Annotated in this window: 8 protein-coding genes; all 8 read right to left on the bottom strand. The window is 73.8% G+C overall.

Annotated elements, in window-relative coordinates:
- Positions 1-324: 324 nt before the first annotated feature.
- The 8 genes from ACH4TG_RS31925 to ACH4TG_RS31890 all read right to left on the bottom strand — a co-directional run bounded on the left by ACH4TG_RS31925 (position 325) and on the right by ACH4TG_RS31890 (position 13690).
- Positions 325-1389, bottom strand: coding sequence for a LacI family DNA-binding transcriptional regulator (locus ACH4TG_RS31925; protein ID WP_398246086.1), 1065 nt, complete (start codon positions 1387-1389; stop codon positions 325-327).
- A gap of 86 nt (positions 1390-1475) precedes the next feature.
- Positions 1476-4529, bottom strand: coding sequence for a glycoside hydrolase family 2 TIM barrel-domain containing protein (locus tag ACH4TG_RS31920; protein WP_398246085.1), 3054 nt, complete (start codon positions 4527-4529; stop codon positions 1476-1478).
- A gap of 225 nt (positions 4530-4754) precedes the next feature.
- The gene (locus ACH4TG_RS31915) at positions 4755-5789 is read right to left on the bottom strand and encodes a LacI family DNA-binding transcriptional regulator (RefSeq protein WP_398246084.1); all 1035 of its coding nucleotides are present in this window, start codon (positions 5787-5789) and stop codon (positions 4755-4757) included.
- Positions 5790-6369: 580 nt separating this feature from the next.
- On the bottom strand, positions 6370-8130 hold the full coding sequence (locus tag ACH4TG_RS31910; protein WP_398246083.1) for a hypothetical protein: 1761 nt from the start codon (positions 8128-8130) through the stop codon (positions 6370-6372).
- Between the two features lie 177 nt (positions 8131-8307).
- Complete coding sequence (locus tag ACH4TG_RS31905) at positions 8308-9627, bottom strand: PucR family transcriptional regulator (protein WP_398246082.1); 1320 nt, start codon at positions 9625-9627, stop codon at positions 8308-8310.
- A gap of 75 nt (positions 9628-9702) precedes the next feature.
- Positions 9703-11754, bottom strand: a complete 2052-nt coding sequence (locus ACH4TG_RS31900) for a beta-galactosidase (RefSeq protein ID WP_398246080.1) — start codon at positions 11752-11754, stop codon at positions 9703-9705.
- A 17-nt stretch (positions 11755-11771) separates the two neighbouring features.
- Positions 11772-12902, bottom strand: coding sequence for a mannonate dehydratase (locus ACH4TG_RS31895; RefSeq protein WP_398246079.1), 1131 nt, complete (start codon positions 12900-12902; stop codon positions 11772-11774).
- A gap of 53 nt (positions 12903-12955) precedes the next feature.
- Complete coding sequence (locus ACH4TG_RS31890; RefSeq protein ID WP_398246078.1) at positions 12956-13690, bottom strand: SDR family NAD(P)-dependent oxidoreductase; 735 nt, start codon at positions 13688-13690, stop codon at positions 12956-12958.
- Positions 13691-13767 lie beyond the last annotated feature (77 nt).

Genomic DNA, 13767 nt, shown 5'->3' with positions numbered 1-13767 from the left:
CACCCCGGCTGCCGAGGGGGCGCGACGAGACCAGCGCGACAAGCCACGACGAGACCAGCACACGGCCAAGCGCAGCGCGAGGCACCCCGGACCCCCAAAGGGGCGCGGGGTCCCCCAGGGCTTCGCCTGGGAGGTGCCCCCAGCGCGACCAGCCAGAGCGGACCGTTGGACGGGGACGCACCCCCCGGAGGGTGCCCGGTAGCCGCAGGGGCGCTGGGTTCCCCAGTTCCGCCGGGCCGGGCGGCCCGGCCGGGCGGCCGGGCCGGGCGCCAACCCCGGTGACGGGCAGGCACGTTGACACTGGCTCTCCGCCGGAGGCGAGAATCAGGCGCGGGCCGCGGCCCCGCGGGCGGCCGTCTCGCGGCCCGGCGTGCGCTCCACCAGCTCGGTGGGGATCACCACGGTCTTGGGCCGCGAGGTGTCGCCGGCGATCCGCTTGAAGAGCAGCTCGGCGCCGAACCGGCCCATCGCGCGGGCGTCGTAGGACACCACGGTCAGCGGGTGGGCCATCAGCCCGGCGGTCTCGAAGTCGTCGAAGCCGACCACGTCCACCTGCCGGCCGAGCCGGCTGAGCACGCCGAGCACGCCGAGGGTGAGCCGGTTGTTCAACGCGAACAGCGCGGTCGGCGGCTGCGGCCCGGAGAGCATCTGCTCCACCGCGGCCTCGGTGTCGGGCACGGTGTGCAGGCCGTAGCGGATCAGGTCGGGCCGGTACGGCGCGCCGGCGCGTTCCAGCGCGGCCTCGGCGGCCGACAGCCGCTCGGCCATGGGCGGGATGCTGAGCCAGTCCGAGACCACGCCGATCCGCTCGTGGCCGCGTTCGGTGAGGTGCTCGATCGCGGACCGCGCGCCGGCCGCGTTGTCGATGAGCACGGTGTCCACGCGCAGGTTGGTGGGCCGGCGGTCCAGGAAGACCGCCGGCGTGCCCATCTCGATCTCCGGGCGCAGGTAGACGTGGTCGGCGGTGCTGCCGGCCGGCACGACCAGCAGCCCCTCCACGCGCCGTTCGCACATCTGCAGCAGCAGCCTGCGCTCCCGGTCGGCGTCCTCCTCCGAACTCGCCGTGATCAGCAGGGTGTCGTTCTCCAGGGCGCACTGCGCCGCGGCCGCGGCGATGCCCGCGTAGAACGGGTTCGCCAGGTCCTCGATGAGCAGCCCGATGGTTGCCGAGGTGCTGCGGGTCCGCAGGTCACGGGCCATGCTGTTGCGGCGGAACCCCAGGCGCGCCACCGCCGCCCGGACCCGCGCGGCCATCTCGGCATCGACGGTGGACACGCCGTTGACGACGCGCGAGACGGTCTTGAGGCTGACCTCCGCCTCGCGGGCGACGTCGGCCATGGTCGGCCGCCGCGGCGCCGCCGCGCTCGGGCCCGGGCTCGGTGTACTCACGGAATGCTCCCCTCGGCGACGTGGCGCCGAAAGGTGGGCCAACGTTGTCTCGCTGGCTGATCATACCGCCGCCGGGGTCGCGGATGTCACCCTACGCCATCACCCTCCTCCGCTTCGACCAGGCCGAACCCCAGCGTGAACCGGGCCGGGACGGCGGCCAGATGGTGCCGCGGCTGTACGAGGTGGCCGCACGAACCGCTGCCGAGACCGTGGTGTTCGAGGTCGAGGTGGAGGTGGGTGAGTCCGTCGGGACTCAGGTCGCAGGTGTGGGCCGCCGCCGCCAGGTCCGCGGTGGACCAGGGCCGCGCGGTCAGGTCGAACCAGGGGCTGCCGGTGATCTCCAGTCCCGTTCCGGCGCCGGGGGCCCCGGTCAGGCGGGCCCGGCGCACATGGCGCCGGTTGCCGTTCTCCTGCGGGTACAGGTACGGCGTCTGCATCGCGGCCACGGTGCTCGCGTACCGCCCGACGCGCACGGCCTCCTCGCTGTCCCGGTACGCCTCACCGGGGCCGAGGCCGAACCAGCTCACCCGGTCCAGCTCTCCCGGCAGGGCCAGGGCGACACCCAGCCGCGGCAGCGGCACCCGCCAGCCGCCGACCGGCCTGGTCTCCACGGTGAGCGCCAGCCGGTTCCCGGGCGCGGTGGTCCAGTGGTAGTCGGCGAGCAGCGCGGTGTCCTGCCCCGCCGGGGCGATCCTGGTGCGGACGGTCAGTCCGGCGTCGCCGGTCCTGATCTCCAGCACCGCGTGCCGCAGCCGGTCGAGACCGGCCTTGAGCCAGGCGTCCAGCAGCGGCGACCGCGAGTCGTTGTCGATCGGGGCGCGCCACACGTCCACCCGGGGCCCGTCGAGCGCCAGGTCGCCGAGCCGGACCAGGGTTCCGGTCGCGGCGTCGAAGGTGCCGGGCCCGAGGGTGAGGGTCCCGGTGCGGCGCGGCACCGCGGTCGTCGCCGCGCCCGTGGGCACGGCCCGGGCGGCACCGGCGGCCGCGGTGGAACCGGAGGCGCCGGCCCCGGACGCGTGCGGCTCGGCAGCGTCCTTGGCGGCTCCCGCCCGCAGGTCGAGCTGGGCCCAGCCGACGGTGTGCCCGGCCTTCGCCCACGCCTCGTCCGCGGACAGCTGCGCGGTCACGGTCAGCCACCGCTCCCCCGGGCCCGCCGCGTCGACGGCCTTGATCAGGTCGTCCGGCCAGTCGGACCTGCCCGTCGTTCCCGCGGCGGTCACCGGAAGCGGCCATTCGCCCTCGCCGGCCTGCTCGCCGTCCACCTCGAGCAGCCAGGTCCACCGCAGGTACCCGGTGTCCCTGGAGTGGTGCAGGTTGCGGACGTCGATCCCGCAGCGGTCGGGCCGTGCGGTGATCCGCACCGGCTCGATGACCTTGGCGTACTCCAGCAGGCCGGGCGACGGCGTGCGGTCGGGCAGGACCAGGCCGTCGGCGACGAAGTTGCCGTCGTGCACGGGCTCGCCGAAGTCCCCGCCGTAGGCGTAGTACAGCGTGCCGTCCTCGGTGCGCTGGGCGACACCGTGGTCGATCCACTCCCACACGAAGCCGCCGGCCAGCCGCGGGTGGGTCTCGAACAGCTCCTGGTACTGGCGCAGCCCGCCGGGGCCGTTGCCCATCGCGTGCGCGTACTCGCACAGCAGGAACGGCATGGCGCGGCGGCGGGCGTCGTTCACCGGGTCGCCGGTGAGCGGCTCCTGGCGGGCGCCGACCACCGCCACCGTCGGGTAGTCCGGGTACATCACCGAGTACACGTCGGTGTAGCCGCAGTTGTCCCAGTCGCCCTCGTAGTGGATGAGGCGGTCGGGGTCGCGGTCGCGGATCCACTCGGCCATGGCGGCCAGGTTCGCGCCGGTGCCGGACTCGTTGCCGAGCGACCAGAACACCACGCTCGGGTGGTTCTTGTCCCGTTCGACCATCCGCACGGCGCGGTCGAGCAGCGCCGGCCACCAGGCGGGGTCGTCGCTGGGGTTGCCGCGCCAGCCGTTCTGCGAGAAGCCGTGGGTCTCCAGGTCGCACTCGTCGATGACCCACAGGCCGTACTCGTCGCACAGGTCGAGGAAGGCCGACTCCGGCGGATAGTGGCTGGTCCGCACGGCGTTGACGTTGTGGCGCTTCATCAGCAGCACGTCGGCGAGCATGGTCTCGCGGCTGAGCGTGCGCCCGGTGACGGGGTCCCACTCGTGCCGGTTGACGCCGTGGAAGACCAGCGGCCGGCCGTTGGCGGTGAGCACCCCGTCCTCGACCGATATGCGGCGGAAGCCGATCCGCACCGGGACCCGCTCGCCGGCGGAGGCCAGTTCGCCGTCGTAGAGCCGCGGTTGCTCGGCACTCCACGGCGCGACGCCGGGCAGGGTGAACGGACCCGCCGGGTCGGCGTCGGTGATGCCGAGCGCGGGGACGGTCAGCCGGGCGTCGCCGGCGACGTCGACGCGCAGGGTGCCGGTGCCGGTGCGGTGGTCGTAGTCCGCGTGGACGAAGAAGTCGGCGATGCCGTCGGCCGGCCGGGCCAGCACCCGCACCGAGCGGAAGATGCCCGACAGCCACCACATGTCCTGGTCTTCCAGGTACGTCCCGGCGGACCACTGGTGGACGCGCAGCGCGAGCACGTTGCGGCCGGACCGGAGCACGCGGGTGACGTCGAACTCGGTGGGCAGCCGGCTGCCCTTGCCGTCACCGAGGAACTCCCCGTTCAGCCAGACCGCGAAGCAGGAGTCCACGCCCTCGAACCTGAGGACGGCCGCTCCCCCTTGGGCGAAGCCGTCCTCGACCTCGAACTCCCTGCGGTACTCGCCGGTCGGGTTCTCGTCGGGTACGCGGGGCGGGTCGACGGGGATCGGGTAGGTGACGTTGGTGTAGGCCGGCGTGCCGAAGCGGCCGGTACCGGGGACGCCGTCCATCTGCCAGCACGACGGCACGGCGAGGGCGGTCCAGGACGCGGCGTCGAAGCCGGGGTCCTCGAACCCGGGTGTCAGGTCGTGGAGTCCGGCGCCGAGCCGGAAGCTCCACTCGCCGTCCAGGTCGATCACGGGTGCGTCGGAGCGGAACGCCGCGCGGGGCCGCATGCGCCCGTTGCCGGGCGAGACGTCCTCCACGTAGGCGCAGGAGTCCGGGGTGCCGGTCCGGCTCTGGGCGTGGTCCATCGGTACGAACGGTCCTTTCCAGGAACGGAGTTCGGGGATCTCTGGGTGCGGTCGGCGGGTTCTTCGTACGTGGGGGGATGCTCAGGTGCCACGGCGTCGGGGCGGGTGCGGGCGTACGGCGGTGCGCCGCCGTGGGGCCGGCGGCCGGTCAGCCGTCGGTTCGTCCGGTCGTCGGTGGGCGGTTCAGCGGGTCGCCGGTGGGTGGTTCAGCGGTCCACAGGCCGTTCAGTCGGCGGCCGTGCACGGCCTCGTCGAGGCCCGGACCTTCAGGGTGCAGGGCATGACCGTCTCCCGTTGCGCCGGCGGCCGTCCGTCGAGCAGGTCCAGCAGGATCTGCGCGGCGCGCCGGCCGACGTCGACGCTGTGCATGCTGACGCTGGTCAGCGCGGGGTCGACGAGGTCCGCGGCCTCGGTGTCGTCGAAACCGGCGACCGACACGTCGGCGGGCAGGGCGCGGCCCTGCTCGCGCAGGAGGCGCTGGACGCCGAGCGCCATGCCGTCGTTGAACGCGAAGATCGCGGTGGGCGGGTCGGCCCGCGCCATCAGCCGGGCCGCGGCGGCGTGACCGGACGCGGCGGTGAAGTCGCCGTGCTCCACCAGGTCGTCGGGGACGGCGCGGCGGGCGTCGGCGAACGCCCGGTGGACACCGCGCAGCCGGGCCGCCATCGCGAGCCGGTTCTCCGCGGGGCCGTTGACGACGGCGATCCGGCGGTGCCCGAGCGCCAGCAGGTGCTGGGTCACCGCGTAGGCGCCGCCTTCGTCGTCGGGGTGGACGCAGGTCAGGTCGAGGTCGTCGCCGGGGTAGCCGATCACGACGGTCGGGTAGCCCGCGGCCCGCAGCGCGGGCAGCGACTCGCCGCCGCTGCCGGCCTCCACGAGCAGCCCGTCGACCTGGCGGCGCTGCACGAACCGCCGGTAGGCGGACGCGGGTTCCGCGGCCACCTCGTTGGTGGACAGCAGCAACCCGTAGCCGCGCGCGGCGAGTTCCTGGTCGGCGCCGCGCACCAGGCGGATCAGGTGGTCGTTGGAGAAGGCGAAGCCGGGGTTGTGCGGCAGCACGACACCGACCACTTCGGTACGTCCGCTGGCCAGAGCGCGCGCGCCGGCGCTCGGCCGGTAGTCCATCCGGCGCATGGCCGACTGCACCCGGTCGCGGACGACGTCGGTGACCGTCGGGTCGCCGTTGATCACCCGCGACACCGTCTGGTGCGAGACGCCCGCCTCGGCCGCAACGGTGCGCAGGGTCGGCCGATTGGACACGCGAAGCCTCGATTCTCCTGCCGGTCACAGCGATGACTCGGCCCGCCTCAGTGACCGATCACGTGAACTTCACGGTCACTATACGAGTTTCGACTCCCGAACAGAAGACGCATTCTCGCTGGACGATCCACCGCATGAGAGCGAGCCCTCTTCGATCACATGACCGTTCACTCATGTCACGTGGCGCACCCGACCCATCCGCATCATGAGGGCGCGGCGAACTCGCGGGGTCGAACCCGAGGGATGTGGTGTCCGGCCGGAACGGTCGCCAGGCGGCAGTCGGGGATGCGGGCCGCGAGCCGGCCGACGCGGGCCTGGGGCATGCGGCTGCCGGGGCCGCCGCCGATGACCAGTGCGGGTGCCGGGATCTGGCGGGCCTTGTCCCACGAGCGGGGTCCGGGGCGTCGACCTGCTCGACGAACGCCTCCAGCAACGCCACGAGACGGCCCATCGGGTGCCCGACTCCGTTCGGCCACCCGGCGAACGTACTCCCAGCAGGCCGGAAAAGACGCCACCGGGCTTCCGGCCAGGTGGCCGGAAGCCCGGTGCGATGGTGCCGGAATTTCAGGGAGTTCGGGTGCTAGTCGCCGCCGCCGGAGCCGCCGCCCGAACCGCCGCCCTCGCCGCCGCCCGAACCGCCGCCCTCGCCGCCGCCGGAGCCGCCGCCGTCACCACCGGAACCACCCCCGTCACCACCGGAGCTGCCGCCGTAGCCGCCTCCGTCACCACCGCCGTAGCCACCATCGCCACCGCCGTAGCCGCCGTCACTGCCGCCGTCGCCGCCGCCGTAGCTGCCGTCGCTGCCGCCGTCGCTGCCGTCACTGCCGCCGTCGCTGCCGGCCGAACTGCCCGAGTCGCCGCCGTTGTCGCCGGAGGCGGACGTGCCCCCGTCGGAGGCGCCGTCACTGGAGGCACCGTCACTGGAGGCACCGGTGTCACCGGAAGCGGCCGGGCCGGCGTCCGAGGCGCTGCTGGACGTCCCGTCGTCACCGGGTGAGGCAGCGGCCACGGACATGGACGACGGAGCGGAGTCAGCCGCCGGAGCGGACTGGTCGGCCGAGGCCGCGGGAGCGGCCGCAGGCGCAGCGTCGTCCGCCGCCGCGGGAGCGGCCGGAGCCGCAGCCGGGGCGGACTGGGCGGCCGGAGCCGCGGGAGCAGCCGGAGCCGCCGGTGCCGCAGCCGCAGCCGCGTCGTCCGCCGCGGCCGGAGCCGCCGCCGGGGCGGACTGGTCGGCCGGGGCCGCGGGAGCCGCGGGGGCGGCCGGGGCGGGAGCCGACTGGGTGGTGCTCGTGGTCGTCGCGCCCCAGGGAGAGCCGAGCATGGCGCCGGGCGTCCCGGCGATCGCGCCGCTGTAGGCACTCGCCGACACGCTCTGGCCGGGTTCCCCCGAGATGCTGGCCGGCGCGGCCCCCGGCGCCTGGGCGGTCGCGGTTCCGCCGTCGGCCGCGGTGGAGGTCGCCGAGGCGGCACCCCCGAGCGTGGTGCCCACGGCCGTCGAGGTGGCGGAGGTGGGACCCGAACTGCTGGTGGCGGAGGCCTGCGCGCTCGCGTCACCGGCCTGGCTGCCCGCCGCGGACGTGCCGGGGCCCGCGGTGTTCGCCGAGCTGCCCGTGACGCCCGCGCCGACGGTTGATCCGTACTTTCCGCCGATCGGCCCGGCGGCCGCGCTGGCGTTCGTGTTGCCGGTGGTCCCGGAAGCCGCCGCCGAAGAGCCGAGGCTCGTGCCGGAGTTGGCGTTGGCACCGGAGAATCCGCCGTCGCCGGTGCTCGCCGAGGCCGCGGCCCCCACGGTGGTGGAGCCGCTCGTGGAGTTGGCGCTCCGGCCGCCGGACGCCTCGGAACTGGCGGAGTTGCTCCCCGAGGCGGCGTTGGACTGGGCGTTGGAGTCGCTGCCGATCGAGGTGGCGCCACCCAGCGAGATGCCACCGCTGGGGCCGGCCTTCGTGGCCCCGGCTCCCGCCGAGTTGTCGCCGCTTCCGTACGCGGTGCCGCCCGCTCCGGTCTTCCCGTCGCCGAGGCTCATGCCCGCGGTGGCGGGAGCGCCGTCGGAGCTCCTTCCGTAGGAGCCGCCGGCACCGATGGCACCTTCCTGGTGGCCGCCGCCGTTGCTGCTCTGGCCCGCCTGACCGCTGCTGTCGTTCCCGCTGGAACTCGAGCGGGCGCCGCCGTCGGCGCCGGGCGGGTCGGCCATCGCGCTGCCGGTCAGGTGCAGCAGGCTCAGCATGGAGGCCCCGGTGATGAGCGCGGCCTTGCGCAGGGTGCGGTCGCGACCGGTCGGACGCCGGTGGGCGCCTAAGGAGGACTGACGTTCATCGGCAGCCGACGGATGTTCGTCGAACATCGGTTACTTGCCCTTCTCTTGTCATGGGGGTGCCCCTCGAAGACGCCCGGCGCGGATGCTCTCGCGGGACGTGGTCCCGAACGCGCGGATCCAGCGGGCAGGGGGCTGGTCATCACGGTGAACGGCCGTGTGATGTCGAGAGGTTGGGGGGGAAATGAGCGTCGTACCAGCGCGACACTAACCAGTGGTCCGGGTGTCCGCCTCGTCCTCGGGGACCGAGTTCCCGGCACCGGTTCGTCCGCCGGGGACAGGATCCTGCTCGGCCGCGAGGTAGTCGTGGACGCGGATGGCCAGCAGGACGGCGCCGGCCCGGTCGCCGTCCTGGGCGTGGGCGTCCAGGAAGGGACGCAGTTCGTTCAACCGGTACTTGACCGTGCTGTGGTGCACGCCGAGATCCGCAGCGACCGCCTTCAACCTGCCCTGCCGCCGCAGATAGGAGGCCAGCGTGGGCAGCACCCACCCGCGCTCGGCCAGACGCCCGAGCGGTGCCAGACAGCCCTGGACGTACCGCCGGGCCTGCTCGCGGTCGGCGATCAGCGCGGCCAGCGGGGCGAGTTGCTGGTAGTCGTGGACGCGCGTGGCGGTGTCGCCGAGCTGTGCCCCGATCTGCAGCGCCTGGCCCGCCTCGCGGTAGCTCTGCCGGGTCTCGGCCGTTCCCCGTGCGGCACCGCCCACGGCGACGCCGTCCACGGACGGCCGGGAGCGTGCGAAGCGCTCCAGCCGGCGCAGGAGTTCGTCCCGCCCGCCGCCCCGGCCCACCGGGCAGGCGGCGACGACGCTGCGGTGCCGGGTCGTCCAGTACGCCGCCCGGGACTCGTGGGCGAGCCCCGCGGCGAGTTCGTCGAGGGACAGCCGGGTGGTGCTCCGCAGCACCTCGACGAGGACCACGCAGTGGTCCGAGGCGAGTTCGCCCGCCTCGCGGTGCTGCTCCTGGTGCTGCCCGGCGAGGACGGCCTCGAACAGCGCCGGGTGCCCTTGTTCTTCGTGGTGTGGATCGATCTCGGGGGTTTCGGCGGCGTAGGCGCTCTCGGCCGCGGTGGTCAACCGGTCCACGAACTCCAGCATGCGCCTGGACAGAGGGGCCATCAGCTTCTGGTCGACGGGCAGTTCGAGGATCTCCTGCCAGACCGTGCGGGTGGCGATGCGGTACGCCCGGAGCATGGCGTCCATGCCCACGCCTTGCAGCGCCCGCCGGCTCCGCGCCTCCAGGACGGGAAGCAGCAGGTCGTCGTCGATGGGCCGGTCGACGTCGAGCGCGTCCAGCCAGCACAGCAGTCCGGTCAGGGACACGGCTTTCATGTCCGCGAGCAGCACGGGGTCGGTGACGACGGCGTACTGCGGTATCTCCGCCCGGTAGGCCAGGATCAGCTTGTCCGCCAGCGAGTCGGCGCGGAACCGGATCTGCTCGGCGATCTCGCGCAGCCTCGCCTTCTCCGGCGCCGACAACCGCAGGGGCGCCTCGTCCCCCGTCCCGCTGCCCTCAGCATCGAGCGCCATACCGCCTTCTCCACCAGTCCTGCGCCTGGGTCGGCGTCACCACCCTATCCACGACGGCTCACCGGCCGGATCCACTCACACCCCTTCCGTGTCACCGCGCACGGAAGCGACGACCCGTACACCGCCCGCGGGCACCACGATCCCGTCCTCGTGCACCGACCCGTCCAGCAGGTCCGTCCCGGATCCGGCGACGACGGCGTCGTCCGCGCCGTGGTTGATGAGGAAGAGGTAGTCGCGGTCGGCCGCCCTGCGCACCACGGCGTCGAGGCCGGCCCGGTGGGGGACGACCGTCGCACCGGAGCGCTGGGCCAGCACCGCCAGCAGCGCGGCGCGGGCCCCGGCCTCCAGCTCCACGCCGACGTACCACGCCTCACCGGCGCCGCGGGGTGCCCGGGTGACCGCCGGCAGGCCGGCGAAGTCCCCGCCGGAGTAGGTGGCCTCGGCCACCGCGCCGGTGAGGTCGATCCGCTCGTGCCAGGTCGACACCCGTGCCGGACCCGTCACGCCCTCGATCTCCACGGATTCCGCGTCCGGCAGCGGCGCGAACTCCTCGACCCGCACCCCGAGCAGGTCGCGGAAGGCCCCGGGGTAGCCGCCGAGCCGCACCCGGTCGAGCGGGTCGACGATGCCGGAGAAGTACGTCACCAGCACGGTCGCGCCCGCCTCGGCCGCCGCGGCGAGGGCGCCCGCGTCCTCGTCGGAGACCAGGTACAGCATGGGCGCGACGATCATCCGGTAGGACGACAGGTCCGCGGACGGCGGCACGACGTCGACGGTCAGGCCGGCGTCCCGCAGACTCCGGTACCAGCGCAGGGCGGTGTCGGCGTAGGAGAGCCCGTTGTGCGGGTGGGACTCCCGGTCGGCGGCCCACCATGCCTCCTCGCCGAACAGCAGCGCGCAGTCCGCGGCCGTCGTGCTGCCCAGTACCTCGGCGCAGGCCGCGAGGTCCGCGCCCAGGGCCTTGACCTCGTGGAACTTGCGGCTGCCGGCCCCGGCGTGCGGGAGCATCGCGGAGTGGAACCGCTCCGGGCCGGCCTGGCCGGCCCGCCACTGGAAGAAGCAGATGCCGTCCGCTCCGCGGGCGACGTGGGCGAACACGTCGCGCCTCAACTGCCCGGGGCGCTTGGCCGGGTTGACCGGGCGCCAGCTCGTGGCGCCGGTGGCCGTCTCCATCAGCAGCCAGGGCGCGCCCTCGGCCAGGCCCCGGGCGCGGTCGGCGGAGAACGCCAGCTCGGCGTCGGCGTCGGGTGTCGGGCGCAGGTAGTGGTCGCTCGACACGAGGTCCATGTCGCCGACCCACGAGCTGTAGTTCATGTTCTTGCCCGCGTCGAACAGCACCATGTTCGTGGTGATCGGCACGTCCGGCGTGTGTCGCCGCAACACGGCGCTCTCCGCGCGGAGTTGCTCGCGCAGCTGGTCGGAGCTGAACCGGTCGAAGTCCAGCACCTGCGTGGGGTTGGAGTCGGTGAACGTCACCCGCGGAGGCTGGATCTCCTCCCATGCCGAGTAGGTCTGGCTCCACACGCGGGTGGCCCAGGCGGCGTTGAGCGCGTCGAGGGAGTCCGCGTACTTCTCCCGCAGCCAGCCGCGGAAGGCCACCGCGCTCGCTTCGCCGTAGCAGCGCGAGTTGTGGCCGCCGAGTTCGTTGGAGACGTGCCACAGTGCGAGCGCCGGGTGGCCGCCGTAGCGGGCCGCCATCTTCTCGACCAGGGCGAGCGAGTGCTCGCGGAACACCGCCGACGACGGCGACCATGCCTGGCGACCGCCCTGGGACATGGTGCGCCCGTCGCGGTCGACGGGCAGCACCTCGGGGAACCGCGTGGTGAGCCAGGGCGGCGGAGACGCCGTGGCGGTGGCGAGGTCGACGGCGATGTCGTTCTCGTGCAGCAGGTCGAGCACCCGGTCGAGCCAGCCGAAGTCCCAGCGGTCCGGGCCCGGTTGCAGTGCCGACCAGGCGAACACGCCCACCGTGACGAGGTTGACGCCGGCCTCGCGCATCAGCCGGGCGTCCTCGGGCCACACGCTCTCGTCCCACTGCTCGGGGTTGTAGTCGCCCCCGAAGGCGACCGGTTCGCCGCCGAACCGGCCCGCCACGTTGGCGGGCCAGCGGATCCACCCATCCGTCACGTGCTCTCCTCCTGACGTCACTGTGCTGACGAGAAACCCTGGGCCCGGGCGGCAGGCCGGTCCTGGCCGGGTGCGGCGCCGCGCGCGCCGGGAACGTGTACGGCCTCGCGGGCGGCGGGGCCGTCGAGCCCCAGACCGTTGAGGACGCCCTGCAGGTACCCGATCGCGTGGGCCCGCCCGCGGCTGCAGTACGCCGCGGAGGAGGTGTCGCCCCAGGTGTCGAGGTCGCCGATCATCGCCGGGACGTGGTCGTCGATGAGGAAGCCGTCGAACCCGGCGGCCTCCAGGCGGCGGATCACCCGCGCCGGGTCGAAGTTGCCCTCGCCGAGGAAGCACTCGGTGAAGCGCGGCACGGTGCCGCGCACGTCCCGGAAGTGCACGTAGAAGACCTGGGGACCGAGCAGGTCGATGACCTCGTTGATGCTCTCCTCGCCCGCCATCTCCGACACCGTGCCGAGGCAGAGGTTCAGCCCCCAGGACGGGCTGCCGCCCGCCTGGGCGCGGGCCCTTCCGATGGCCGCGGGCGAGGTGAAGATCCGGGCGATGCCGCCCAGCGGCTGGTCCACGGGCGGGTCGTCGGGGTGCAGCGCGAGGCGTACCCCGGCCTCCTCCGCCACCGGCAGCACGGCGTCCAGGAAGTACTGGTGGTTCGCCCACATGTCGTCGGCGGTGATCGGCTCCTCGACGGGGTGGTCGGGGGTCAGCCGGTATCCGGCGAGCGCGTTGCCGCGGGAGACGTCCGCCAGGTCGAAGGTGGTCACCTTGGCGCCGCCGCGTCCCGCCGCCGCCATGTCCGTGCGCCACACGTACGTGGCGAGGAAGTTGTAGCCGAGCAGGTCGATGCCCACCGCGGCGAGGTTGCGGATGGTCCGCTGGTAGTTCTCGATCTGCTCGTCGCGGCCCGGCAGGCCGCGCTGGATCTTCCAGAAGTGCGCGAGCGGCACGTTCTCGAGGCCGTCGATCGCGAGGCCGTCGGCGTCGCAGCGGTCGCGCAGCGCCCGCAGCTCGGGCAGGCTCCAGTGCCCGTCCTCGCCGGGCAGCAGATCCGGTGTGTGCAACTGGACGCCGGAGAGTCCGAGTTGGTGCGCGAACGTCGCGACCCGGTCGTCGTAGGTGTCGATGTGGCCGAGGGAGAGTCGTATGGTCATGCCTGGCCGACCCGCAGGAGCTTCACGGTGATCCGTTCGGTGGTAGGGGATGGTCAGCCGGCGAGCAGACCGCCGTCGATGACCAACTCGGTGCCGGTGATGAACGTGGCGGCATCGGAAGCGAGGTACAGGGCCGCCGCCGCGACCTCGGTCGGGGTGCCCAGCCGGCCCATGGGCTGCCGGGCGACGAGCCCGGCGCGCGCCTGCTCCGGGTCGTCGGCCGCGGCGAGCAGCCGGCCCACCCAAGGCGAGTCGACCGTGCCGGGGCACACGCAGTTGCAGCGCACGCCGGTGCCCGCGTACTGCACGGCGACCTGGCGGCTGAAGGCGATCACCGCGCCCTTGCTGGCGCAGTAGGCCGCGCGGTCCTTCAGCCCGACCAGCCCGGCGACCGAGGCGGTGTTGACGATGGCGCCGTCGCTCTGGGCGAGCATGTGCGGCAGGGCGAGCCTGGTGCCGAGGAAGACGCCGCGGCTGTTGACCGCGAAGGTGCGCTCCCACTCCTCGAGGTCGCAGTCCAGTACGCCGGTGGTGGAGGAAGCGCCCGCGTTGTTGCAGAGCACGTGGAGCGCGCCGGTCTCGGACACGGCCCGGTCCACCGCGGCGGCGAAGGAGTCGGGGTCGGTGACGTCGACCTTCAGCGGGGTGCTGCCCTCGGGCACGGCGCCGGGGTCGAGGTCCGCCGCGTACACCGTTCCTCCCTCTTCGAGGAACTGCCGCGCCATCTCGCGGCCGATGCCGGAACCGGCACCTGTGACGAGAATCGTCCGTCCGGCGAACCTGCTCACGTGGGATCGTCCTTTCCGGGGCCTTCATCGGGCGTGCGGGATGCACAGGGGTGCGCGGGGCGCGCGGTGGTGCGGGG

It is taken from the genome of Streptomyces sp. NPDC020917 (genome assembly GCF_044333795.1).
Taxonomy (GTDB): Bacteria; Actinomycetota; Actinomycetes; order Streptomycetales; family Streptomycetaceae; genus Actinacidiphila.
Note: the sequence above shows the minus strand (reverse complement) of the source record. Positions and strands in the feature narration are given on the sequence as shown.